Origin of the sequence: Bdellovibrio sp. HCB-162 (assembly GCF_047344985.1) — a bacterium.
In the GTDB taxonomy this organism is placed as follows: Bacteria; Bdellovibrionota; Bdellovibrionia; order Bdellovibrionales; family Bdellovibrionaceae; genus Bdellovibrio.
In genome coordinates this window covers 2,540,185-2,565,134 of sequence record NZ_CP178861.1, presented here as the reverse complement: position 1 = coordinate 2,565,134, position 24,950 = coordinate 2,540,185, and the positions used below count along the sequence as shown (strand labels likewise).

25 protein-coding genes are annotated in these 24,950 nt (G+C 44.7%); 6 read left to right on the top strand and 19 right to left on the bottom strand.

All coding sequences use genetic code 11. From position 1 onward, the window contains the following. Window positions 1–149: 149 nt before the first annotated feature. Window positions 150–422, top strand: coding sequence for a KH domain-containing protein (locus tag ACLSSO_RS12465; protein ID WP_295899692.1), 273 nt, complete (start codon window positions 150–152; stop codon window positions 420–422). A gap of 2 nt (window positions 423–424) precedes the next feature. On the opposite strand, the gene gltS is transcribed toward ACLSSO_RS12465, so the two are convergent. The 4 genes from gltS to ACLSSO_RS12445 form a co-directional block, all read right to left on the bottom strand. Next, a complete protein-coding gene (gltS, locus tag ACLSSO_RS12460; protein ID WP_295899695.1) occupies window positions 425–1,606 on the bottom strand; it encodes a sodium/glutamate symporter in 1,182 nt (393 codons plus the stop codon). A 32-nt stretch (window positions 1,607–1,638) separates the two neighbouring features. Continuing rightward, entirely contained in the window at window positions 1,639–2,382 is a 744-nt protein-coding gene (locus ACLSSO_RS12455; RefSeq protein ID WP_295899698.1) for a ZIP family metal transporter, read from the bottom strand. A gap of 16 nt (window positions 2,383–2,398) precedes the next feature. Then, entirely contained in the window at window positions 2,399–2,917 is a 519-nt protein-coding gene (locus ACLSSO_RS12450; protein WP_295899699.1) for a Dps family protein, read from the bottom strand. A gap of 118 nt (window positions 2,918–3,035) precedes the next feature. Then, entirely contained in the window at window positions 3,036–3,992 is a 957-nt protein-coding gene (locus ACLSSO_RS12445) for a hydrogen peroxide-inducible genes activator (protein WP_413942997.1), read from the bottom strand. Window positions 3,993–4,035: 43 nt separating this feature from the next. Here ACLSSO_RS12445 and pcm point away from each other — a divergent pair, with 43 nt between their 5' ends. After that, the gene (gene pcm / locus ACLSSO_RS12440; protein ID WP_413942996.1) at window positions 4,036–4,692 is read left to right on the top strand and encodes a protein-L-isoaspartate O-methyltransferase; all 657 of its coding nucleotides are present in this window, start codon (window positions 4,036–4,038) and stop codon (window positions 4,690–4,692) included. A 37-nt stretch (window positions 4,693–4,729) separates the two neighbouring features. Here pcm and ACLSSO_RS12435 read toward each other — a convergent pair whose 3' ends face one another. From ACLSSO_RS12435 to ACLSSO_RS12380, 12 genes are all read right to left on the bottom strand, one after another. Then, complete coding sequence (locus ACLSSO_RS12435; RefSeq protein WP_295899708.1) at window positions 4,730–5,053, bottom strand: transcriptional regulator; 324 nt, start codon at window positions 5,051–5,053, stop codon at window positions 4,730–4,732. A gap of 11 nt (window positions 5,054–5,064) precedes the next feature. Further along, window positions 5,065–6,417, bottom strand: coding sequence for an OmpA family protein (locus tag ACLSSO_RS12430; protein ID WP_413942995.1), 1,353 nt, complete (start codon window positions 6,415–6,417; stop codon window positions 5,065–5,067). 242 nt (window positions 6,418–6,659) lie between these two features. Next, on the bottom strand, window positions 6,660–7,376 hold the full coding sequence (locus ACLSSO_RS12425; RefSeq protein WP_413942994.1) for a hypothetical protein: 717 nt from the start codon (window positions 7,374–7,376) through the stop codon (window positions 6,660–6,662). Window positions 7,377–7,408: 32 nt separating this feature from the next. Continuing rightward, window positions 7,409–8,020: a sulfite exporter TauE/SafE family protein gene (locus ACLSSO_RS12420; protein ID WP_295899717.1), complete on the bottom strand. Its 612-nt coding sequence runs from the start codon at window positions 8,018–8,020 to the stop codon at window positions 7,409–7,411. Continuing rightward, window positions 8,017–9,417 (bottom strand): cytochrome c oxidase accessory protein CcoG, encoded by a 1,401-nt coding sequence (ccoG, locus tag ACLSSO_RS12415; protein ID WP_413942993.1) that lies wholly within the window; start codon window positions 9,415–9,417, stop codon window positions 8,017–8,019. The genes ACLSSO_RS12420 and ccoG overlap by 4 nt, the downstream gene beginning before the upstream one ends. After that, complete coding sequence (locus ACLSSO_RS12410; RefSeq protein ID WP_295899723.1) at window positions 9,414–9,974, bottom strand: cbb3-type cytochrome c oxidase N-terminal domain-containing protein; 561 nt, start codon at window positions 9,972–9,974, stop codon at window positions 9,414–9,416. Before ACLSSO_RS12410 ends, ccoG begins: the two co-directional genes overlap by 4 nt. A 1-nt stretch (window position 9,975) precedes the next feature. Beyond that, on the bottom strand, window positions 9,976–10,140 hold the full coding sequence (locus ACLSSO_RS12405; RefSeq protein ID WP_295899725.1) for a CcoQ/FixQ family Cbb3-type cytochrome c oxidase assembly chaperone: 165 nt from the start codon (window positions 10,138–10,140) through the stop codon (window positions 9,976–9,978). Continuing rightward, window positions 10,137–12,260 carry a cytochrome-c oxidase, cbb3-type subunit I gene (ccoN, locus tag ACLSSO_RS12400; RefSeq protein ID WP_413942992.1) on the bottom strand — a complete coding sequence of 708 codons (2,124 nt, stop codon included), beginning with the start codon at window positions 12,258–12,260 and terminating at the stop codon, window positions 10,137–10,139. The genes ACLSSO_RS12405 and ccoN overlap by 4 nt, the downstream gene beginning before the upstream one ends. Next, window positions 12,257–12,412 carry a cbb3-type cytochrome oxidase assembly protein CcoS gene (gene ccoS / locus ACLSSO_RS12395; RefSeq protein ID WP_295899729.1) on the bottom strand — a complete coding sequence of 52 codons (156 nt, stop codon included), beginning with the start codon at window positions 12,410–12,412 and terminating at the stop codon, window positions 12,257–12,259. The genes ccoN and ccoS overlap by 4 nt, the downstream gene beginning before the upstream one ends. Continuing rightward, complete coding sequence (locus ACLSSO_RS12390) at window positions 12,409–14,682, bottom strand: heavy metal translocating P-type ATPase (protein ID WP_295899731.1); 2,274 nt, start codon at window positions 14,680–14,682, stop codon at window positions 12,409–12,411. Before ACLSSO_RS12390 ends, ccoS begins: the two co-directional genes overlap by 4 nt. A 155-nt stretch (window positions 14,683–14,837) precedes the next feature. Continuing rightward, window positions 14,838–15,479, bottom strand: coding sequence for a Crp/Fnr family transcriptional regulator (locus tag ACLSSO_RS12385; RefSeq protein ID WP_295899733.1), 642 nt, complete (start codon window positions 15,477–15,479; stop codon window positions 14,838–14,840). A gap of 75 nt (window positions 15,480–15,554) precedes the next feature. Next, window positions 15,555–16,577, bottom strand: a complete 1,023-nt coding sequence (locus ACLSSO_RS12380) for a hypothetical protein (protein WP_413942991.1) — start codon at window positions 16,575–16,577, stop codon at window positions 15,555–15,557. Window positions 16,578–16,692: 115 nt separating this feature from the next. Between ACLSSO_RS12380 and ACLSSO_RS12375 the strand changes: the two genes are divergently transcribed. The 4 genes from ACLSSO_RS12375 to ACLSSO_RS12360 all read left to right on the top strand — a co-directional run bounded on the left by ACLSSO_RS12375 (window position 16,693) and on the right by ACLSSO_RS12360 (window position 23,775). Next, the gene (locus ACLSSO_RS12375) at window positions 16,693–17,538 is read left to right on the top strand and encodes an HNH endonuclease family protein (protein ID WP_295899740.1); all 846 of its coding nucleotides are present in this window, start codon (window positions 16,693–16,695) and stop codon (window positions 17,536–17,538) included. A gap of 9 nt (window positions 17,539–17,547) precedes the next feature. Further along, window positions 17,548–18,459 (top strand): ADP-ribosylglycohydrolase family protein, encoded by a 912-nt coding sequence (locus ACLSSO_RS12370; protein ID WP_295899743.1) that lies wholly within the window; start codon window positions 17,548–17,550, stop codon window positions 18,457–18,459. Between the two features lie 47 nt (window positions 18,460–18,506). Then, the gene (locus ACLSSO_RS12365) at window positions 18,507–19,796 is read left to right on the top strand and encodes a putative Na+/H+ antiporter (protein WP_413942990.1); all 1,290 of its coding nucleotides are present in this window, start codon (window positions 18,507–18,509) and stop codon (window positions 19,794–19,796) included. A gap of 256 nt (window positions 19,797–20,052) precedes the next feature. After that, on the top strand, window positions 20,053–23,775 hold the full coding sequence (locus ACLSSO_RS12360) for an ABC transporter transmembrane domain-containing protein (RefSeq protein WP_413942989.1): 3,723 nt from the start codon (window positions 20,053–20,055) through the stop codon (window positions 23,773–23,775). Between the two features lie 37 nt (window positions 23,776–23,812). On the opposite strand, the gene ACLSSO_RS12355 is transcribed toward ACLSSO_RS12360, so the two are convergent. The 3 genes from ACLSSO_RS12355 to ACLSSO_RS12345 form a co-directional block, all read right to left on the bottom strand. Further along, a complete protein-coding gene (locus ACLSSO_RS12355) occupies window positions 23,813–24,127 on the bottom strand; it encodes a helix-turn-helix domain-containing protein (protein ID WP_295899753.1) in 315 nt (104 codons plus the stop codon). Beyond that, the gene (locus ACLSSO_RS12350; RefSeq protein ID WP_295899756.1) at window positions 24,117–24,398 is read right to left on the bottom strand and encodes a type II toxin-antitoxin system RelE family toxin; all 282 of its coding nucleotides are present in this window, start codon (window positions 24,396–24,398) and stop codon (window positions 24,117–24,119) included. Before ACLSSO_RS12350 ends, ACLSSO_RS12355 begins: the two co-directional genes overlap by 11 nt. Before the next feature lie 311 nt (window positions 24,399–24,709). Next, window positions 24,710–24,919: a hypothetical protein gene (locus ACLSSO_RS12345; protein ID WP_295899758.1), complete on the bottom strand. Its 210-nt coding sequence runs from the start codon at window positions 24,917–24,919 to the stop codon at window positions 24,710–24,712. Window positions 24,920–24,950 lie beyond the last annotated feature (31 nt).

Genomic DNA, 24,950 nt, shown 5'->3' with positions numbered 1-24,950 from the left:
ACCTATTTTAACATCGACGGTGTCTCTTCAGAAGTGTTCTCTGTTCTGTGTTCTGTCATATTGGTGGAACACATTGTAGGCTAGACGCTGTAATGGAGGGTTGCTCAAGTTTCAAATTTTCTTACACAATGGAGTCATCGGAGGCTCGTGTGTTAGCGGAAGTTGTTAATCAGGAAACGGAAATTAGAGACCGCCTTGCTGGCGTCTTGCAAAGTGTGATTGTGGAAATGACCTCTTGTCTCGAAGTGCATGTAACATATGCGACAGGTGACAAGACGACGATTTACAATGTCTCGCTCCCTCAGGAATTCAGAGGGAAGCTTATCGGATCTCAAGGAAAAAACATCACATCTCTTAGAAATATCATCGGAGCTATGGCAGGGAATCACGGTTTCCGCGCAATTATTGAGCTTGTCGTCTAGTGTTACGTGAAATAGTTCAAACAAAACGTCACAAAAGCAGCATTGATAAAATCAATAAAACAAGACCCAACTAGAGGAACCACTAAGAACGCTTTAGGAGCTGGTCCGTACTTTTGCGAAAGCGATGACATATTAGCCATGGCGTTCGCAGAAGTTCCCATCATAAAACCAACATAACCTGCACTGATAATGGCTCCTTCATAATCGCGCCCTGCAACCCAAAAAGCGGGGCCCAGTGCGGTGATAATAACCAGAACAGCTTGCAGTGCCAGGAAAATTAAAATCGGTAAAGCGGCGTTTTTAAGCTCATCTAAACGCAATGTCATAATAGCCGTCGCAATAAAAAGTGTCAGAGCCACAGAGCCAATCTCTTCAACCCAATCGGCATTGAGTTTGAAAACAGGGCGCACATCTTCCACGTTTCTAAAAACTGCGGCGATAACCATTGAGCCAATATAAATGGGCAGCGTAATGCCTTGATCATTGATCCACGAACTTAAAGTGGTTCCAATTCCCATGATCAACGCGAATCCTAAGAAATGATAAAGAAGATCAAATCCAGGGCGAGCTTTAAGTGAATGCGGTTGTTCGTGTTCAAGAGGCAAAGCTTGAGCGTGGTCTTTTAATTTTCTTTTATGAATCAAATACGTCGCTAACGGAGTTCCAATAAGACCGCCTAAAAGAATTCCACCCATCGCGGTTGTCAGTCCGATAGCAGAAGCTCCTTCAACACCGGCTGCTTGAAATGAAGGTCCAAAGGCAAGAGCTGTTCCGGGGCCTCCGGTTAAAGAGACCGCTCCTGTGAGAACTCCCATTAAGGGAGGAAGACCCATGAGTTTGGCAGCACCAATGCCGGCAAGAATTTGTAAAAGAAGACCGCCCACTGTGAGAATTAAAAAGAAGACAACAGTTCTGCCGCCTTCTTTAAGAAGTTTTAAAGAAGCGGAATAACCGATGGACGCAAAAAAGGCGATCATCAAAGTTTCTTCAAAAGCTTTTGTAAATTTCAACTCGAAAAGACCATGGCTTTTTAAAATCGCTAAAACAAAAGCCAGAATAAATCCGCCGATAACAGGGGAGGGTAAGTTGTATTTATCGATAAAGTGGATTTTCTTTTTTAGAAAACGTCCAAAGTAAACAACCAACGCTGCCAGTGCCAAAGTTTGTAGTGATGTTAATGTCATTTCTTAAGCGTAAATGCTAAGGTGCCTTATGTCTATGTGATAATCCAGTTCATAACGACCACGGAAAGGGCTCCCATTAAGAACTCTTTCTGCACAAGATATCTCATCTTCGTTTCTTTAAGTTTCGCAAAGATTTCTTCCAAAGTGACACTGATCATGGCACCACCGGCGAACGCTAAGATGTAAGGCAATGTCGCTGAAGTTAAGGAGGCAAAAATTCCTCCCAAAGCGCCCCCTAAAATTTCCATCACGCCAGTAAGGCAGGCGCCATACAAAGCGGCTTTACGTGAAAGACCTATAGATAGAAATGCGGCGGCTGTGGCTAAACCCTCTGGAAAGTTTTGAAAGACGATGGCGCCCACAACCGTCCAGCCATTTGCTTGCGATAAAGAGTCGGCACTTAGCGCAGCTCCCGATGCGAGACCTTCGGGAAGATTGTGCAGCATCATGGCCGTCACAAATAACCAAGCACGGCGATGAAGCGACCACTCGGAGGGAGAAAAACTATGGATCAGATGACTGAGCCCATAAATCGACACCACGCCAAGCGCCAGGGCAAGAGAAACCCCGAAGGCGCCCGATTTGGAATTAGTATAGGCAGGACCGATAAGATTAAAAGCAGCGGCGGCAAGCATCATCCCAATTGCAAAATCGAGATTCAAGCTGCGCCAAGGATTCCAACCTTTAGACTCTTTCTTTAAAATCGGAAGAGCACCAATCATGGTTGAAAGACCTGTAATCAATCCTGCTAATAATCCCATCCACGCACTACCCATAAAATATCCTTTCTAATTAGGATCTATGGCTTCGGATCATCCACGCGGCTTTTTCATGAAAGCTGATTAAATCCTCGTACAGGACAACGGCACTGGTTTCCTCAGCTTCTTCGGCAGCCTCAAGACGAGGTCTTAACGCGATCGCCACATTGGTGTGATCTTGACTGAGCATCTCAATGATTTGAGTGCTATTTAATTTTTCAACTGGAACTTCTTGTAAAGAAGAAAGTTCTTTGAACTCTTTAAAAGAACCCGGTGCGCGGACTTTGAGCGCGCGCAAAACTTCAGCTGTGCGATCAACAAACTCCGCAAGTTCTTTGTATTGCTCTTCAAAAAGTTTGTGCAATGAAAAGAACAAGGGACCTTCCACGTTCCAGTGGCAGTTTTGTGTTTTTAATTGAAGGATGTAAACATCCCCTAAAGTTTTTTTCAGTGTTTCAACAACGGCCGATGTGTCAGCCTCTTCGGATTTAACGGGACTTAGGTTTCTGTTTTCACGAACTGTTTCTTTTGAAGCATGTGCTGTAGATCTCATAAAGATACCTCCTCTTGCCTAGATACAGGATAAGAGGAGGGGCGGAGGATGAACAGTTCTCTTTTTCTATGAGCTATATAGACAAAATCTATATATGTCGTTTAACCATAAATGAAAACTATTTGATATGGCCTAAAGGATTATCCACCTTCATTTGGTTTTTATTGCGAGAAGAACTAAGACCTTCTGGCAGGTTTTTCTTTATGTTTTCAACTAGGGCCTTGAGCAGGGCTTTTCTTTGAAAGTGAGGACCATGTATCAAACTGACCTCTCGGGTAGGAACGGGATCCGAAAAGGCACGAAGGCGCTTTTTATCCTGCACATCAAAGGTTGCAAGCCAAGGAAGCAGGGTGAAGTTTTCGCCCTGATCGACCAGTTTTTTAAGAGTCTCTAAGCTGCCACTTTCAAATGTAAAAGTTTTGTCTGCTGACACGATCTGTTTTTTATTGCGACAAAGCGAAAGGCTTTGCTCGCGAAAGCAGTGACCTTCGTTCAAAAGTAAAACGTCGTCCACAGAGAGATCTTTTTCATCAATAGATTTCTTATTTAAAAGCGGATGTCCTTTGGCGAAATACGCCATAAACGGTTCGTAAAATAAAACATGGCTTGCGATATTTAAATCATCAATGGGAGTAACAACAATGCCCAAATCCAAATTGTGACTGCGAATTTTTTCAACCATCGTTTCGGTTTGAAGTTCTTCAAAGGTTAAATGAAGATTTTTGTAAACGTCTTTCATCTTTTTTAAAAAGAGTGGCAAAAGATAAGGAGCTAACGTAGGAATAATTCCGATTCGCAGTTCTCCTTTCAGGGAACCTTTTGCATCATCTACGATTTCTTTAAGATGTTGAGAGCCCTTCACGACCAGACGTGCTTGTTGTAGAATTTCTTCACCTATGGAAGTCGGTTTGATCGGCTGTTTCGTACGATCAAAAATCACCACACCCAATTCGTCTTCCAACTTTTGGATTTGCATACTCAGAGTCGGCTGAGTCACGTGGCATTGGCGTGCGGCTTGGCTAAAGCTTCCTGTATCAACAACGGCAAGAATGTATTCAAGTTGAGTCAGTGTCATGATACAAGCTTGCCGTTAGGGAAAAAAGCTTGCAAGCTTAATCATGGCGTCGCAAATAGAGCTTTATCAGAAGTATGTGCTACAACGGGCACTTCCTCTCTCTGAGAAAGTGGTGGAAGCCTATTACCATCATCCGCGTCATCTCTTTATTCCTGAATACACCATCGAAGAAGCTTACTCTGATCAAGCCTTGCCTTTGTACGCGAAAGGTCCCTTTGTTTCGACGATTTCTCAACCCAGTTTTGTTCTTAAAATTTTAGATCTTTTAAAATTAGAGGAAGGACAAAAAGTTTTTGAGCTTGGAACGGGCAGCGCGTGGAATACGGCACTCATGGCTTTTATTGTTGGACCCACTGGCAAAGTTGTTTCTGTGGAAGTTATTCCGGAGATGGCGGAAAGAGCCAAGCAGACTTTAAAATCTTTTTCGGTGAACAATGTGCTCGCGATTGAAGGAGATGGCTTTGAGGGGTATGAAGCGGAAGCCCCCTATGATCGCCTGATTTTTACAGCAGGCTCGACGGAGTTTCCTGAAAAATTATTTACGCAGCTTAAAGAAGGCGGACGCATGATTTTCGTTCGCCAGCATTATTTAGGCTATGACGTGTTGGAAGTGACAGAGAAACAAGACGGAAAGCCTGTCATTGTTGATTCAATGCCTTGCTCGTTTGTCTCTGTTGTCAGAAAAAAGAATCCCGCTTAAATGCGGGACTCTTCGAGGTGAGCAGGACTATCCAACTCTAAGCTCTAAAATCGTCTTTCGGTTTTCGATCCCGATTGGCCGGTTTTTTTGGCTTGAGTTCCAAAACCTTCTCTTTTTTTTCCTCAGAAACTTTTGTGGGTTTTTCTTCGGGTTCATCATAGAGATGGTAATGAGATGCGATCTCTGCAAATTTCTCGCTGGCATCTTCAATGGCCATACCCACCTTTTTTTCCAATAGGTCGACAATAGACTGAGCATTGCCTCGGGTTCGCTCAAGGTCATGTTCGGTGAGCTCATGCCATTTTTCCATGAGCTCCCGTTTTAACTCGGTCCATTTATGACCTGGAAGGTGTGTTGCCATAGGGCACCTCCTTATTCCGTTTCGATCACAAGATCGATACGGCGATTTTCTGCGCGACCTCTTTGTGTGTTATTGTCGCTGATAGGTTTATCAGACCCCATGCCGACAGCATCCACACGATCTTCGGGGATAGCTCCGTTTTTAACGAGGAAGTTTTCCACTGCTTTCGCTCTTTCTTCTGAAAGAACAGTGTTGCGATCAGGATTTCCCGTTGCGTCGGTGTGACCTTCGATTCGGACGTGAGATGCATCAACATCATTCAGAGCCGTTTCAACTTTTTTTAAGAGGGCTTGATTCTTAGGTCCCAAGGTCGCTTGGTTGCTTGCAAACTGCAAACCTCTGAGGCGAATCATCAACTTGCCATTATCCGTGTAAACCTCTGCTTCGTTCGGCTTAAACTGTTTGCGGAGGTCCGCTGCAGTTTGGTTGAGAGTTTGTATTTTTTCAAGCGCCTCTTGTTTTTTAGCCAACTCTTGCTTTTGTTTTTCCGCTTCACTTAATTGCGATTGGGATTCCTGCAGTTCCTTTTCGGTTGAAGAGTATTCATTGCGGAGGCTTGAAATCGTGCGCTGTTGGCGGTCCGCCATTAGAACCAGATCTTCCGTGTTGCCTGCATTCACGCGGCGAGTGACGTCAAGAAGATGCACGGATTCACGAGTGGCATCTTCAGACGCGCGACGGATGGCTTCGGTGTTACGCGGATCTGCTTTAATCATTTTTTCCGCATTGTTGTATTTCATGACAGCGAGATCCCAGGACTTCGGCGCATTTTTATCTGCCTTGTCCTTTTTAGCGGATTTAATATTTTCATCAGCAATTCCCAGATTTGCTTTTGTCACCGACATGGTCTCTAAGTCGCGATAACGGGCTGTTAAATCGTTTCCTTTTTTCTCTGAAGGACTTAAGTTTCCTTTTTCAATAGCGGCTGTGATGTCTTCAAGTTCGTCGCCTGCTTTTTTCCATTCTTTAGGATAAAGGCTAGGGGCCCCGGCGCGTAAAGCTCCTGCACGAGCATCGGTGATATCTTTCATGGACGTTTCCGCGATTTCCGCTTTGGCATTGGCTTCATTCAACCAACCGCGTGAGTAAGAAACTTGTTCCAAGATATCTTCATTGGATTTGCCTTTTTCTTTTTTGTCTTTTGCTTTCTCTAAAGCTTTTCGTGCGTCAGCAAAGTTTTTTGGAGAAAGAACGTCCACTTGACGGCCCTGCGCATCTCTCAACATTTCTTCGGTGCGCTCTATTTCGGTTGTAGGGTTGGCGCTGGAAGAAATAGTTTGATATTGAGGTGGTTTACCGGCGCATCCGGCAATGGCGATCGCAAGAGCCACGGCTGCAACATACTGCTTTGTTCGCGATGTCATAACGTCTCCTTTGTGCTGGCAAATACCAGTCTTCGATATCGGCCAGATATTTTTTTATTCTTGAATTTAGGCTAATCCCCGAAAATCAAAGAGAACAAGAAAAACAGATGACAATCCTGGTTTAGATGTCCGTTAACAAAGGAGTACCTACTAAAGTGAAGAATTGGATTGCAAGGTTGAAACTTGAAAAAAAAAGGAGAGCTTACGGCTCTCCTTTTTCTTAAATTGAATTTTTATATTTTTTAGAATGCGTAACCAAGACGAACCAAAGCGTGAGGCAAAACCATTTTGCCAAGTTTTTCTGCTGTGTCTTTCACGTCGTCCTTGTTTTTAATATAGTCAGGATCATTCAACACCAGAGGGTTTGTTGTTCCGTCATCGATGTCCACTTTTGTTGAAAGGGGAATCTGTGCACCTAATTCAACGCCGAAATTAAGACCTGAATTAAACTGCCAGAACCAGCCGATTTTAGGAGTAAGGTAAGTGTTGCCGACCTTCACTTCCGGAGACACGGTTTCACCAACATAGGTTGCTGTCTTCTTCGCTTTCACGACTTGTGTTCCGATCACGCCACCAAAGAAGAAAGAACCTGTGAAAGGATGATAGCGTCCCTCAAGACCAAAGCTTCCCAGAGAAACTTCTTCTTTATCATTCGCTTCATCTTTTGGTTTATAAGAAAAAGCCCCGACATCAACAGAAACGGCCCAGGTGCGAGATTGATCTAAATACTCAAGACCGCCACTCAATCCATGAGGAAGACCAAGGCCACCATAAACACCCCAAAGGCTGCGTGGCCATTCGCGCGGTTGTTCTTGATGATCGGGAGTTGTGGGCGCTGGAACTGCGGCCGCTGCCGTTTCTGGCGCTTGAGTTTCCTTCGTTTCAGAGGAAGCCTCTTGGGCCAATGCCGATGTTGATAAAATAAAAAGTGCTGCGGAAGTGATTAAAATGTTTTTCATAGACTTTATTTTTCAATAAAGCCTCGGGGGATTCAATGCAAAAACATAAAACTGCCAATGGAGTATAGTCCTGAAATCAAGAGCACAACCCCGGCGATTCGTTGTTGACGAAGTCCAGCGGATTGAATGGTCTTTCGAACCATCATGGGAACTGCACTTAGGGTGGGAAGTCCGCCCAGCCAGAACAAAAACAAAGTCAATCCACCGGCCCACGGACTTCTTGTTGCAATCGCTGCCATCGCATAAGTGTAAAGCCAGCCGCAAGGTAAAAACACCGTAAGAAGTCCCACGGCCCAACCTGAACGGCCTATCTGAAAGACCTGAAGACGCCATGGATTTTTCTTTAGACGCGCTCCAAGTTGAGGAAAGATCAAAGCGAAGCCAGAAAGACAAAGCAGAGCCGCTAAGAGAACGCTCGAAATCCAGCGTAAGACCACAAAGTCACTGTTTAGGAAAAACTGTCCCAAGGCGCCAGAGACGACGCCTAAGGCTGTGTAAGAAATAAGTCGTCCCAAGTGATAACTCAGTAAACTTTTTTTCGCGCTCATCATGCTTGCAATAGGCCCGCACATTCCAGCGCAGTGCCAGCTCCCGAAGAAACTGGAAGAAAGAATTCCTAATGCAAGCAAAAGAGTCGGGGTCATTGTTTGGGGCCCACCAAAATTAATTCGCGCTGAGACTGAAACTTTTCATTATTCAAATCGCGAATCTGCAATTGCGTTTTTATTTTTCCACTAGCATCAAAAAGCGAAGGCACGATTCTAACAAAGAAATACCATTCCCTAGATTCACCCGAAGCCAGTGTTAAAGGATTTTCTGCGACACTGAATTCGACATCTTGTTTTAAAAACTCGGCCGGAAGACTGAGTTCATAACGAGCCGTCTCCTTACCTTGGTTTTGAATGTGGACGCGGAACTGATTTAGGATCACTTCTTCCCCGCGGGAGTTTTTCACATAAGAATAAGGAAGTCCGGCTCCACGCAAAATAGTAAAGTGCGCAGACTCTCGGGTTGCGACCGCATATCCCAAACCTAAAATTAAACTTACAATCGCAACAATATAAATAATTGATCGCGGTTTCATCAAGGAAATCGGACTGCCATCCAAGGTGTCATAACGAATAAGCCCTTTAGGCTTTTTCACTTTTTCCATGATTTCATCACAAGCATCAATACAAGCGGTGCAAGCAATGCATTCCATTTGCAGACCGTTACGAATATCAATCCCTGTCGGACAAACCTGCACGCAGCGATTGCATGACACGCAATCACCCGCTGTTTTTCCCGGAGGGGCTTGGCCTTTGCGAGGTTCCCCACGTTGCACGTCATAGACAACGGCCATGGATTTTTGATCGAGCAAAACAGATTGAATGCGTCCGTAAGGACACATGATCACGCAGAACTGTTCACGGAACCAACCGAAATCAAACAGGGTTGCGGCCGTAAAGAAAGTCACCAGTAAAAAATAAGTCAGATTTTTTGAAGGATCATTCTGGATCATTTCAATCAGATCCGCTGCACCCACGAAATACGCCATAAAACTATGCGCGATCAGCGAGGACACAATGACAAATAAAATCCATTTCAATCCGGTCTTACGAACTTTTTCAAAAGTCATCGGACCATCGCGAAGGGCGCGACGTTTGATGTAACTTCCTTCCGTCCATTGTTCAATACGACGGAAAACAGCATCAATAAAAACTGTCTGCGGGCACGCCCATCCACACCACACGCGTCCCCAGATGGATGTAACAAAAGCTAAACCCAAAGCCAATGTGCCGAAAATAAAAAATAATAAAGGCGCATCGTGAGCTTTAAACAAGACCCCAAAAAGAGCGAACTCTCTTTGAGGAATGTTCAGGAGTATTGTTTGGTGGCCGCCTACTTTTGTCCAAGGTAGCGCCAAAAACACAACCAGCAAAACCAATTGCGTCCATGTCCGGTGACGACGGAAAAACCCACGCACTTCGGCAGGAATAATTCCGACACGGTCACCGTGTTCATCAACGCTGGTCAGTTTGCTGGGGTCTAGCGAGCTCATTCGACAGGATCTCCTTGAGGTTCTTTAGCTCCGGCTGGGTTAGAACCTTTTTTAGAAAGAATAAATGCTGCCACCGCATAAATCTCGTCTTTTTTCAAAACAGGTCCCCAAGGCGGCATTCCTTTTTCAGGCACACCTTCGCGGATGACTTTGACGACGTCCATGCGCGTGCCTTTGCCATGCAGCCAGTATTTATCCGTTAGATTAGGACCAATAAGACCTTGCAATTCCTGACCGTGACAAGAAGCACATTTTGCTGTGAATTCCGATGCGCCCAAAGCGACAACACCGTCTTTACCAAAAGCTTCCTTTAAAGAATCTTCTGTTTCCATCGGAGAAGAGGAGGCCGCTGTGGCTTTGGATTTTTCCAACTCGGCCATGGCTTCCTTGAGTTCTTCCGTTAATGTGAGTCCACCGCCGCCAAGCTGGTAGTGGATAAAGTACATAAACGAAAAAATAATCGTGATGAAAAAGGACCACAGCCACCACGTTGGAAGAGGATTGTCATGTTCGATAATGCCGTCGTATTCGTGGAATTTTTCTTTTTGATCGCTCATTTTATTCCCCATCCTTTAAAGGCATTTGTTCCATCTTCGTGTACAAAGTTGAACTGGATTTACGATAAACCCAGAATAAGACGCCAACGAAAAACAGAAAGAAAATCAAAAGACCCAAAGCCGTGAGGTGTGTGTCTGTGAAAAATTTTAATCCTTCTTGTTTCATTGTACTTTTCCTTTCTGACCCAACGACTGAAGGTAGGCGATCAAAGCGATGATTTCTTTTTTCGCAAGTCCTTTCGGAGCGCCATTGGATTCTAGATCTGCGGCAATTTCCTGTGCTTGTTTTTGCGCATGAATATCGGCGTTGGCGATAACATCTTGTTCGTAAGGAACTCCAAGCTCGCTCATCACGGATAATTTTTTACGAAGAACTATGAAATCCGTGTCTTTTTCCGCAAGCCATGGATAGTTCGGCATAATACTCTTTGGAGTCACAGCGCGAGGATCCATCATGTGGCTATAATGCCAAAGATTCGGATATTTCTTTCCTAAGCGGGATAGATCCGGACCCGTGCGTTTTGAACCCCATTGGAACGGATGATCGTACATGGATTCTTCCACAGTGGAAGCTTTTCCGTAACGAAGCACTTCAGAAGCAATCGGACGAATTTGTTGAGAGTGACAAACGTAGCAACCTTCTTTGATATAAATATCACGGCCCGCAAGTTCCAGAGGTGTGTAAGGATCGATGATATTATTAGGGCTTACGTATTTGTGTAAAGAAAGTGTCGGGTAAATTTCAATCACCGAGCCAACCGCAATGGCCAAGAAAGCAAGAATAGAGAACGCCAATCCCATGCCTTCAAGTTTACGGTGAGCTTCTTTGGTGACTTCGTCAAAGCCTGTGCGTTCTACCAAAACTTCTTTGGCTTCAACAGTCTTTGGCGCCATTTGAATTGTTTTAAATACGTTGTAACACATCATCAAGAAACCAGTCAGGAAGAGGAATCCACCCACCGCGCGCACCCAGTACAAAGGCACGATACGTACAACCGTCTCGATGAAATCAGGATATGTCAAACTTCCGTCAGCATCGACGGCTCTCCACATAAGACCTTGAGTGATTCCCGCTACCACCATAGAGATGTAGTAAAGAAGAACACCTGTTAGTCCAATCCAGAAATGATTTTCCAAAAGTTTTTTAGAATAAAGCTCTGTCTTCCAAAGGCGAGGTACAAGATAGTAAATCATCCCGAAAGTTAAGAAACCATTCCAACCCAAGGCTCCTGAGTGCACGTGACCGATGATCCAGTCAGTATAGTGACCCAGTGCTGAAACAGATTTAATTGAAAGCAGCGGTCCTTCGAATGTCGACATTCCGTAAAAAGTTAAAGCTGCGACAAAGAATTTGATCAGTGGCTCTGTACGAAGAAGATGCCAAGAGCCTTTCAACGTCAAAAGACCGTTGATCATTCCACCCCAAGAAGGAGCCCACAACATGATCGAGAAAACCATTCCCAATGTTTGTGCCCACTCTGGCAGTGAAGTGTAAAGCAAGTGGTGAGGACCGGCCCAGATATAGATAAACACCAAAGCCCAGAAGTGCACAATCGACAGACGGTAAGAATAAACCGGGCGATTAGCGGCTTTAGGAACATAGTAGTACATCAAACCCAAGAACGGAGTCGTTAGGAAAAACGCCACCGCATTGTGACCATACCACCATTGCACCATCGCATCTTGAATGCCTGCATACACCGGATAAGACTTAAACAGTGAAACTGGAATTTCAATGGAGTTGATGATGTGCAAAACGGCGACCGTGATGATTGTTGCGATGTAAAACCAAATTGCCACGTACATGTGTTTTTCACGACGCTTGTGAATCGTCATAAAGAAGTTCAAGGCAAAAATCACCCAAACGACAGTAATAGCAATATCAATCGGCCATTCAAGTTCTGCATACTCTTTGGATTGGCTGTAACCCAACGGCAAAGTAATCGCGGCAGAAAGAATAATTAATTGCCAGCCCCAGAAGTGCATCTTTGAAAGCAAATCTGAAAACATGCGTGCTTTTAAAAGTCTTTGCGAAGAGTGATAAATTCCGGCAAAGATTGCATTTCCCGCAAATGCAAAGATCGCCGCGTTTGTATGAAGAGGGCGCAGACGACCGAAAGTGATCCACTCCATATTGGCATTCAAAGGCCAATAGGCGAGTTGCAAGGCAGCAAGCAAGCCAAATAAAAAGGCAGCTCCGGCCCAGATCAGAGTGGCGAGAATGAATTTTTTTACGATATCGTCATCGTAATATATTTTCTCGATGAGGTTTCCAGTTGTTTTCACGAGTGTTTCCTTTCGTTATCATCATTTAAAATTCTATGCGCAGGAGTTTCCAGGTCATCAAACTGACCTTTTGAAGTGGCCCACAAAAAAGCGGACACAAAACCGATTCCTAAAAGCAAAGCCATCGGAACCATCAGAGTTAAAATATTCATCGGAACCCCCAAAGACTTGAAAGAATGATGGCCAAAGAGCTCAAAGGCATTAAAATGGCCGCCATCATTGGGTTGATAAACCCCATCAATGCTAACGTTCCGCCAAGAGTATTATAGACAAGAGAAATAGTGAGATTGCGCACAAGCACGCGGCGTGTTTGTTTGGCCAGATTCATCAGATCAAACAAAGGAGAAAGTCCTCCGCGCATAAAGTAAATGTCAGCACTTTGTAAGCTTAAGTCGACACTTCCTTTGACTGCGATACCGACATCGGCGGACTGCAGGCTTAAAGAGTCATTGGCACCATCGCCGATCATGCAAGTGTCGGTGTATTTTTCAAGGATCGTTTTTTTATCTTCGGGAAAGAGCTCGCCATAGGTGTTCTCGCGGGAAATTCCGCAAGCGTCGGCGGCTTGTTGGGCGCGCGTTTTTTTATCACCGGAAAGCAAAAAGCATTCTATGTTTTGACGCTGCAAGGCCTGTACGGAGGAGCGAGAATCACCACGAAGAGCGTCGATAAAGTAAATGCGTGCGACACTTGTACCATCTTTTAACACTTCGATGCCGGATTCTACCTCGTGAGTGCTTTCTGCCAGATGACGAATTTCATAATGACATCCCTGAATATCACCATGCACTCCACGGCCCAAAGTTTCTTGCACATTGGAAGCTTCAGTGACTTCTGAATTATGAGCCCAGGCTTTGCGAAGAGCAAAAGCCACGGGATGATAAGAAGCGGCTTCAAGGCCTAAAATTGCCCTTTTAAGATCTTCTGGAATATTCGAAGGCTCTGAATGAGAAATTTGCAAATTGCCTTCAGTGAGGGTGCCTGTTTTATCAAAGAAAATATGACGAACTTTAAGAATGCGCTCAAGACTTGTGGCATCCTTTAGAAGTATTCCGAGTTTCTGAGCCTTCTTTAAAGCCAAACCGAAAGTCAAAGGCGAACCAAAAGCCAAGGCGCAAGGGCAGGCCAGGACAATCAATGCCAATGACCTATTAAAGGCTTCTGTCGGATTGACGCTCATGTATAAAAAGAAGAAAAGCAAAGCGATACTAAAAACTGTGACAATTAATTTTTGCGCGAGCTTATCGGACAGAGTAATAAAATGACTTTTTTGCAAAGCATTTTGATCAAGCTGCTTTAGAAGGATTCCAAGCTTGCTTTCGGTAAAAGGAACTTTCACGCGAACCAAGATTGATTCATCTAATACTTTTGTTCCAGCAAAGAGCGACATGCCGCGGGAAAATATTTTTGGCAAAGATTCACCGTTAAATAAAGACATGTCTAAGTTCGCCTGCGAAGACTCCAATATGGAATCCGTCGGCAAAGTTTGATGGCGCTGAATTTTTAAAAGATCACCGGGTTTGGCACTTGACCATGGAATGCTTTTTTCTTCGCCGTCTTCCATAAGAATGTACTTTTCAGTTTTGAAAAAAGACTGTACGCGTGTGGGAGAAAGATAATTCTGCTGCACTCTTTTTAGTAGATATCGAGCCGACAGAATAAAAAACATAAAGCTCGCCGTGCTATCATAATAGATAGCGCCATCTTGCTTTACAAGGTTCACTGTTGAAAGTGCAAATCCCGAAAGCATCGCGACGGTGATGGGCAGATCGACATTCACCACTTGATATTTCAAAGAATTCCAGGCGCCCTTATAAAAGGGTATAGCGCTGTAAAATAAAATAGGCAGGAACAGAAGAAAGCTTAAGAAATTAAAGACGTGAGCCCAAGTTCCCGCAAGTCCCGCATAAACGGGAATCACAAAAAGCATCGTGTTCCCGGCGCAGAATCCAGCCACGGCAATACGCTTAAGATGAGTGCGGTTTTCCTTCTTGTATTTTTCAACGATATTGTCTTGCGGTGAAAGCAAAGTGGGTTTGTATCCCAGCTCCTGAATAACGTGGGCCGTTTGTGCCAAAGAACCCGCATCAGAAATTTTGACAGCCACTGTAGACTGCCCGAAATTCACTCGGGCTTTTTCTACGTGTTCGTAAAACTGAGGAAGTTTTTCTAAAAGATGGACACAAGAGGAACAGTGCAGGCCTTCTGCAAAGAACAGAAAATTGAAATCGTCTTGATTTTTGTGGCGATAGAGATCGCGGAACTCTGGCTGATCTAAATAAGAAAACGGATTTTGAGCGACGGCAAGAACTGGCATCTCTTTGACTTGCGTATCAAGAATTTCGCAAGCACGACAGCAGTACGCATCCCCTTGAGTAGGGATGCCGCAGTAGTTGCAATTTGTAGCCACGTTTAGGTCCATGTGCTGTCTCCGTTGTACCTACTATCGATTTTTTAAAGGGTTATTTCTATGACGGACATCATAGTCTTGGTAAATATGAGGACGAAATGAATATTTTTTTACACCGGGAGGGTGGAAGGGTGCTGCAAATTGTTGCGCAATTAAATACTTCTAGACTAGCGGACGTCGGCGCGCTCGCGCAGTTTTTCTTTAGAAAGAATGCGAATACTCCGTCCGTCGGTTTGGTCGATGAGGCCTTCTTTCTCAAACTGAGAAAGAGTACGAATTACAGTCTCGGGAGTCGTCCCGGCCCATTGAGCGATTTCTCGACGAGTCCAGTTTTGGTGCGAGAAGTGATCTTGGAGGAATAAAAGCGCTTCGGCAATTCTTTCTGAAGCTCCTTTATCCATTTGATCCATCCACTTTTCTTCCGCCATACGGAGATCTTTAGAAATGTGCGACAAAAGTTTCATCGCAAGGTCCGGATGGGTCTTAAAGATATTCATGATTTCTGCCTTCGGAAGAAAGCAAAGTTCACAGTCTTCAACTGCGACGGCCGAAGCGTGATAGGGTTCACCAGCAAAAAGAGAACGGTATCCCAAAGCTCCGCCGGCGCCGATCATGCGCAAAGTATGGGCTCCGCCAGAAGCCGAAGTTACTTCGAGCTTTACCAAGCCTGATTGAATCGTGAAAATTCCCAAAGGGTCATTGCCAGCGTAAAAAATCACCTGACCTGCCTTATAACGGCAAGTGACACGTGCTTTTTCAATCATCAAAAGTACATCTGGTGAAGAACACAAAAGACTATCAAAACGCATTCCGCAGGATTGGCAGGACGAATTGTGTGTAGGCGTAGGACAGTCTCGTTTCGTTGACATATAAAGATAATAGTATCAAACAAAAGTACTTTCGTCACTGAAGTTTCTCTCGGCTCGAGAAAGAGCCAGGTGCAACATTTCACTGTCGGCGAGACCTTTGTAGAGAGGTGTGTTAAGACGATAAGCCGCCTCCAGAGCGGCTTGCGGGAAACACCAAGGATCCAAAATCGCTTTAAACAGCTTTAAAAACTCCGTCTCAACTTGAGGAGGCAAAGGAGTATTCATGGCGGCACTTTCCCGACGTTTGAAATACCCCAATAAAATCGCTTTCAAAGTCTTCAGTAAATGCAATGGTACCGAATTCATATCCGACATTAAATAGTGAAACTCACCTTTAAAGGTGATATCGCCCGAGAGCATTTTTTGAATTTCCGGAAGTTTCTCAACCACGAGAAGTTTTTGGCAAAAGTGAATCTGCGCTTGAGCTTTGACGGGGTCCGCAAAAAAATGATCGGCGTGAATCAGGTCGTGAACGATAAAACCCAAAACATCGCGACCTTCTTCCACGAAATGACAGATTTCATTTTCTTGAATCAACATGCTGATACAACGCAACCCCTGGGCCTGCATTTCCAGAACTTCTTCGGGAGTGGGCACTGTTGTCAGAAGACGCAAAGGATAACGTCCCGAACTCCAGGCACTTAAAGACTGCTGAACTGAAAGTGGAATGGACCGCCAGCTCATGGAGCAAAAGTGTTCAACAAAGGAAGCCGAACTGTTCAACCTTTGTAGAGATTTCGAATCACGCAAAGAAGCGGGCAGTGAGTTTTGTAGAACGCTTAAGATTTTTTCTGACGAAACGGCGTTTTGGCTTTTGTCACGGTCTAAAATTTCGTTATGGACTCCACCTAAAAAATCTTTAGGTCGACGGAGAAACGCAAAAGTCAGGATGTAGGCACTGGCCATTTCGACATCATTAAGGCTTCCCGTGCGCCAGAGTTGTAAAAAACTTTGCAAACACTGAAAAGCCAATGGCCCCTGATTTTTTAAAAATTCATCGTCCAAGAGGCGATGGCGAAAACGACCGGCACGTAACATAATCTCTGTTGTATTTAAATCCTTAACGGAAGTCTAACAAATTACTCGTTGCCAACCGCGCCGAGGCCGCATCTAATTAAGTAAAACAACAACTTCCTAGGGATTGGGAGACTTCATGAAGACCTTGCTTCTGATGATCATGTTGCTTGTCGTGTCTGTATCAAACGCCGCCACAGACACATTGGGAAACCCGCGGTTCGATGAGTTTTACACCGTGAAAGAGCAAGTGGTGAAAAGCCACGAAGCCGACACTCCTTCTGTCAATCCCGCCGATATAGCTCAATCCCTCTGGTCCGACGCTGAAAGCCTCTACGAATTAGCCGTAAAAATTTATTCTTTGATTGATTTCGATTATCACCATGAAAAATACGGTGACGTGAACGAACCCTACAACCGTCAAAAACATTTCGGCACTTGGGTGAACGACCGTCGCGATAACACTTGCTACAACACGCGCGCAAAGGTCTTAATTCGTGACTCTTCGGTTCCTGTGGATTTCCGCACAAACGGTTGCACGGTTTCTTCTGGTAAGTGGAGCGATCCTTATGGTGGTCGTGATTACACGAATGCGGGTGACATGCAAATTGATCACTTTGTACCTCTGAAAAATGCTTACATCAGTGGCGCTTATAAGTGGAACGGACAAAAGCGCTGCCTTTACGCGAACTTTCTTGGTAACGATTTCCACCTTCTCGCGGTTTATGGAAAAGAAAATACTTCGAAGAGTGATAAAACTCCAGAAGGTTACATGCCTCCCAATACCGCTTATCAATGCCAGTACATTGCGCAGTGGTTGAAGGTGAAATTGATTTGGTCTTTGGGACTCACGCCTCCAGAAAAAGAGACGGTGCTTGAGCTTCTTCGCACGAACCACTGTGACTTGAATAAAATGACTTACAGTGTGCAAGAATTAGATCAGCAAAGACGTTTTATTGCTGACAACATGAACCTCTGTCAGTAATCAGAGGGAATGAAGTATTCTCATCAAAAAGTTCTAGGGATGTTATGGGGGCTGCACGCGGGAGATTCTCTCGGAGCTCCTTTTGAATTTTTACCACCGTCACCCGTATGGCATTTCCATACAGAGATTGTGGGCGGAGGATTTTTTCGCTGGAAGGCGGGCGAGGCTACTGACGATACGGATCTCATGCTCTGTGTTTTGCGTGCTATTGAAAGTCCTGAGCGAATTTCCTTTGATACTCTAAAAACAGAAATGCTGAAGTGGTTTGACAGTCGGCCTCCCGATATTGGCACGACGACGATTCGCGGTTTACGAAACTTAAAGGCGGGTCTGCCGCTTCGCCTTTGCGGCTACGTGGATAATAAGTTTCAGGGCAATGGTTCACTTATGCGCGTGGCTCCGCTCTGTTTATTAAACGATGATGCTGTAGGTACTTATCAAGGTGGCTTTATCTATTCACTAGAAGAAATCATCGAGACACAAACGAAAATGACTCATGGGCATCAAAACTGCGTGAATAGCGATCGTGTTTTAATCGCGGCTTTAAAAAGTGCGCTTGATGGAAATTCCAAAGAAGTGATTTTCGCTGCGGCTTTAAAAGAAGCAGAGAAGGTTTCAAAGCTTATTGCAGAAAAACTAAAAAAAATTCCAACAACATCTTGGGAAGAACTTTCCACATCAGGATTTTGCGTTGATACATTGTGCGCCGGGCTTTGGGCCTTTACGAAATTTAACACACTGGAAGATGCGCTGATTGCTGTGATCAACCGCGGTGATGACTCGGATTCTTGCGGTGCCGTGGCGGGAGCGCTTTGTGGTGCTTACTATGGAGCCTCAGCGATTCCAGCGCGTTGGCTTGAGAAATTAGAGATGCGAGAAGAGATTCTCTCGCTTTTACTCAATGCAAAATTAACGCATTGAGTTCGGTTCTGTTTGGAGCTCTTTCCAAAATTGTTTAGTATGTGGGGATGACATACACAACGATTGAACTTCTAGGCGCGATATTTTTTGGTTTGGCAGTGGTGCACACATTCATGGTGGGACGTATCCTGCAATGGGCCCATCATTTCCCAAAACACTCTTTGTGGAATAATGTTCTTCATCTTTTAGGTGAAATCGAAGCAGTCTTTGCAATCTGGGCTGCACTTTTCATGATCATTTATATTTCTCTTGAAGGTTGGGGTGCTGCGATTGCCTATCAGAACTCCTTAAACTTCATGGAGCCGTTCTTTATTTTCGCAATCATGGTGGTGTGTTCAACACGACCTGTTCTAGCGGCGGCTCGGCAGGGGATTTTGTTTTTAAGCACGGCGATTCAAAAAATTTTTAGAACTCCTGCGGTTCTCACAGATCTTGCCGTGGTTTTAATTCTTGGCCCATTGTCAGGAAGTTTTATCACCGAACCTGCGGCAATGACGGTGACAGCATTTATGCTCAATTCCATGTTGCACAAGGAATCTAATAAATTGATTTATGCTTTGATTGCCGTTCTTTTCGTGAACGTTTCTATTGGGGGAGCACTGACTCCCTTTGCAGCTCCGCCGATTTTAATGGTGGCGCACAAATGGAGTTGGGATTTTACGTTTATCCTGACTCATTTTGGCTGGAAGAGCGCAATTGCAGTTGTGGTAAATACGATCGCCTTGGTTTTATATTTCCGTCGCGAATTTGCCACGAGCTGTATCACTTTGCGTGATGTAGAAAAACGTTTGCACGGATCCCAAGCTGGAATTCCATTTCCTGTGACGTTGGTCCATTTAATTTTCCTCGCGGGTATTGTTGTGACAAGCCACCATCAAAACGCCTTCTTGGGAATTTTCTTGCTCTTCTTAGGAGTCGCAACTGTCACTCAACGTTATCAAGATACTTTGCGCCTCAAAGAAAGTCTTTTGGTTTCTATGTTCTTAGGTGGAATCATTCAGTTCGGAGCGTTCCAAAAATGGTGGTTGGCACCACTTTTAGGAAACATGAGTGATCTGCTTTTGTTTAAAGGAGCGGTGGGATTGACTGCAATTACTGACAATGCCGCACTTACTTATTTAGGTTCTCAGGTCGAGGGTTTAAGTGAAGCCAGCAAATACGCTCTGGTCGCGGGAGCTATCGCGGGCGGGGGGCTGACGATCATTGCCAACGCGCCAAACGCGGCAGGTTATTCGATTCTCAGTCATAAATTCCCCGGAGGAATCAAGCCTTTGAACTTGTTGATTGCAGCTCTCATTCCTACAGCCGTCGCGATTTTCTGTCTTTGGGTTCTTTAACAGCTTTTTGAATGCCAAGTCCCTCTTAAATATTTTTCTTTTTTCTTTTTAAGAGGGGCTAGACAAAGCATTTTTCTTTGTTTACGCTTAAAAAATCTCACACGTAAGAAGGAGGTCATCATGATTATGAATACTATGATTTCAATGATGGTACTTCTTCTGTCCCAAAAATAAGATCCTCGTTCAACCCGACGTAAAGATCTGAATACAAATATATATAGTTATTTAATGCTCGTTAGAGCAGTTATGGATTCTTATGAATTTCTTTAGACGTATGTTGTTCTCGCAGGTGAGTCCTTTGGTGAAATTGGCTAAGGCGAAGAATATTTCCGAAGAGGATTTATTACCCTTGCCTCAAGATCTCAATCCTGAGCACACGGCGATCCCGACAGAAAAACTTGTTTGGACGACGCCGAAAGCTTTTTTATTTTCTTTAATCAAGGCCATGAGCGCCTACACGCGTCCGGCTTACACTTGGTATTTTGCAAGTTCCGTGATGGCATTGCTTTCACCAGTGCTGGTCAATCGTTTCGTCGGAGTGATTTCTTCCGGAGTGACGAAAGAGAATATTGCCTGGGCTTTGCTCTATGGTGTGCTTTTAGGCCTGTGTGGATTCTTATCAGGCCTTTGGATGCAGCACTATTTTTATAACACTTTAAGGTCTTATCAAATCGCGACAAATGTTTTGAATGAAAAGATCTTCCGCCACAGTTTGAAGCTCAGCCAAAGTGCGCGTCAGAAAAATCAAATCGGCGATATTGTGAACCACATGAGTTCCGACAGTGATTCGGTCTCTGATTTTCCGTTGGTGATCGGAGATTTGGTATCGGCGATTTTCTTAATCACCGGCGTTGTTGTGATGCTTTTCTATTATATTGGTTGGTCGGCTTTTGCGGCGCTGGCTGTGTTATTTACTTTAGCGCCATTAACCAGTTACGTAGCAAAAAAGTTCACACGCCTTGATGAAGAGATGATGGCGCATCGTGATCACCGTGTGACACTGATGACTCAAGCTCTTAATGCCATCCGCGTTGTGAAGTTTTTTGCCTGGGAAAAAAGTGTTTCTAAGGAAGTCACCGACGTTCGCGAAAAAGAACTTTTAAGTCGCCGCCGTTTGGCGCGCGCAGAAGTGATTTCAAGTCTAGGGTACTTGGCCGTATCGACATTGGTGTTGTTTGTCGCGTTAGCAGTGCACGCCTGGCGCGGAGAAACTTTGAACGCGGCGATCATCTTTACGTGTATTTCTTTGTTCGGTCTTTTAGAGGGACCTTTTGGAGATTTATCGCGATTGATTTCACGCTACACAACAGCGGTTGTGGGTGCGGGTCGTATTCTTAATTTCTTAAAGCAAGATGAAGTGGAAATCTCTACCGTTGAAAACACGAAACTTGATACGCCGGTGGGAGTGACATTGCAAAATGTCACAGTCACTTATCCTGGTTCGCAAGAAGATGTTTTGCGCGGTGTAGATGTGAACGTAAAACCAGGGCAGTCTTTGGCGATCGTTGGACCTGTAGGCTCAGGGAAAAGTTCTCTTCTTTATGGTTTGCTTGGTGAAGTGCCGGTTACAAAAGGAACGGTTGAATTTTCGCCTCTAGAAAAAGGTGAAAGACCGCGCATGGCCTATGTGCCTCAAGAGGCGTACATTATTAATAGCACTCTTTTAGAGAATCTTTCTTTCGGGGAAGATGTTTCTAAAGAAGAACTCCGTCGTTCTTTGCATAACAGCTGCTTAAGTCGTGACTTGAAAGAATGGTCGGGCGGGCTTCGTACAGAGATCGGCGAAAAAGGTGTGAACCTTTCTGGCGGTCAAAAACAGCGTGTCGCTTTGGCACGTGCTTATTTGCGCAAGCCTCAGTTGGTTTTATTAGATGATCCTCTTTCTGCTGTGGATGCGGATACAGAAAAACTTTTGTGTGACCGTCTGATTTTTGGCGCTTGGAAAGATATCACGCGCATCGTGGTGACGCATCGTTTGGAGTACTTGCCACAATTTGATCAAGTGATCTTTATTGAAGACGGTGTCATCAAAGGCTCTGGCACTTTCGAAGAACTTTTGAAAGTCTGCGAGCCTTTTGCAGAGTTTTATAAAGAACACGGAAAAACGCAAGGCGAGCAGGAGTCCGTTGAAGGTGCTGACGCGGGCAAAACCGAAAGTCAAAATCTCGCAATGGAAGCCGAGGAAGCTAAAGCCGTTGAAAGTGTGAATGATAAAAAATCCCGCGTGACAGAAGATGAAGAGCGCGAAGTCGGAGCCGTGAAAGGCTCCGTCTACTGGGATTACATCAGCTCACTCGGTGGTGATGGCCGTTATACGAAGCCATTGATTTTAACTGTGCTTCTTTGTGGGGCGGTTGGCGTGACTTTGCTTCCGCTTTTGCAAAAAGCGTGGCTGTCATATTATTCGGATCATCAAACTCAGTGGACAGCTTTGTCGGCTGTAGGAATATACGGTTTGATTGGTTTGTCAGTTCTTGTGGGCTCGCTATTAAATCATCTTTTCTGGTTAGAGCGCGGAATTCGTGCCGGTAAAAACATGCACGATAAAATGCTGAAAAGTGTTTTGTATTCGCCAGTGAGATTTTTTGATTCGACACCGATTGGTCGTATCATCCAAAGATTCTCTCGCGATATTGAATCTGTGGATGTGTATTTGCAATGGAGTTTTGACTCGGCCGTTCACTGCTTCTTACAAGTCGTCGTGTCCTTGGTTCTGATCTTAGGATTGATGCCTTTGATGATCGTGGTGATTGGTCCTGTGATGGCGTTGTATTACGTTTTACAAAGAGACTATCGTCGTCCCGCGCGCGAAGTGAAACGCTTCGACAGTGTGGCGAGATCTCCTCGTTATGCGCATTTCAAAGAAAGCCTGCAAGGTTTGATTGTGATTCGCAGCTTTAATAAAACGTCTTGGTTTATGCGTAACTTCTATGACAAGCTTGCGCACAGCCAACGCATGTTTTATTCGCACTACTTGATCAACCGTTGGTTCTCGTCACGCATTCCTCTGATTGGGGGACTTATTTCAATGACGACAACCATCGGTGTGACCTTGTCTGCGTATGCAGGTGTGATGGATGCGGGAACCGCGGGTCTTGTGACTTTGTATTCGTTGTCGTTCTGGGGATTTTTAAACTGGGGCGTTCGTGTCTTTGCCGATATCGAATCACGCATGACTTCGATTGAACGCTTGAAATTTTTCTCAAATCTTCCTTCGGAAAAATCAGTGCTGAAGCCAAGCGCTGAACCTCTTCGTCCGACATGGCCGGAGTTTGGTGAAATTTCCGTCGAGAATTTGAAAATCCGCTACGCCGATCATCTGCCTTTGGTTTTAAAAGGAATCACTTTTAAAGTCGAAGCGGGAAGTCGCGTGGGCATCATTGGTCGCACAGGTTCTGGGAAGAGCACGTTCTTCCAATCGCTTTTTAGATTTATTGAAGCCGAAGACGGACGCATCGTGATTGATGGAGTTGAAACAGCGTCAGTACCTTTAGAAAAACTTCGTCGCAGCCTTGCGATCATTCCGCAGGACCCGACACTTTTCATGGGAACGATTCGTAACAACTTGGATCGCTACAATGAATACACAGATGAAGAAGTGATCGGCGCTTTAAGACATGCTTCGATGTGGGAGTATGTTTCAGACCTTCCGCAAGGACTTCATTCGCCAGTGACAGAAGGCGGGTTGAATCTAAGCCAAGGTCAAAGACAGCTTTTGTGTTTGGCGCGTGCCTTGTTAACAAAAGCCCGCGTGATTGTGATGGATGAAGCCACGGCCAGCGTTGATGTGCAAACAGATGCGTTGTTGCAGAAAGTAATTCGTCAATCATTCACGGGCGTCACGATGCTCATCATTGCGCATCGCCTAGGAACCATTGCCGACTGTGATCAGATCGTCGAGATCTCTGCCGGAGAAGTCAAATCCATCCGCAGGCCCACAGAGTTTTCAAAAGAAGAAATCGAAGAAAGTTTGGTGTAAAAAAAGCCCCGGATTTCCGGGGCTTTTTTAGGACTGCTTAAGCCACTTCCACATGAACTTTAAACTTCAAGCCTGATCTTGTCAGTTCATCTTGAAGAGCCAACCGTATAAATTGTGATTTTGATTTTCCCAGAATGGTGGCAAAGTCAGCCGCTCGAGCAGGGCTCACGGATTTGCGGCCTTTTTCAATATCACAAAGATGCGACGGTGAAATATGCAGAGTTTTTGCAAAAGTCGTGAGGGATTTTTCCTCGGCCAAACGAAGAGATTCTAAAAGTCCGCCCAAGGTCAAAGACCTTCCTGCAAGCTGCTCTAAGTACTTCATAGTGGGGCTTTTCTTTTTAGTACTCATGGTTATGAACCTCTTCCACCGAAACAAATTCGACACGTTGATCAGATTTAATTACATAAATAGCTCTATAAGACCTGTTAAGTCGAATAGAGCGTTGTCCTTTTCGAGAACCTCGGAGAGGTTCGTCGTGATAGCCGGGGATCTTTCTAGTTTCTTCGAGGCCATCAGTTTCCACGTTTTCAACCCAGGCCGCCAAAGCCTCGATAATATATCGAGGTAGCTTTTTTAGGTCCTTCTGGGCCTTTCGACTAAGGATTACCGTCGTTATCATGATTACCTTACACCTAGTAGGTGAATTTCTCAATAGTAGATTCACCTATTAGGTGTAAGTGAAAATTCTATGTGATTTAAAAGGTTTAAAATAATTCGAAGGCGAAATGATTCAAGAATGGAGCCTAAATCGGCTTAAAGAGAGAAGGGGCTGAGTCGATCTTGGGAACGAGATCCGGAACTTTAGAGTTGATGGTGTACAAATAAAAAAAGGGAACCTTGCGGTTCCCTTTTTCATAAGAGCGAAGCTCTCACTTATCCTAAGCTGCGCAGTCCAGTGTCGCAAGCGACACCTCCTCCGCATAGCGGGGATTAGTGACCTGCAGGAGCAGCAGCTTCTTCTTTTTTCTCAGCTTTTTTAGCGTGTTTTTTCTTAGCTGGAGCTTTTGTTTCTTCTTTTTTCATTTCAGCTGCAGGAGCAGCAGGAGCTGTAGTTGTTGCAGCAGCTGCAGGAGCAGTTTCGTTAGCTTGAGCAACTACACCAGCAAAAACAAGAGTCATCAAAACAGAAGCGATTTTCATAGTAACCTCCTAATGGTTATTGTTAGCTTCA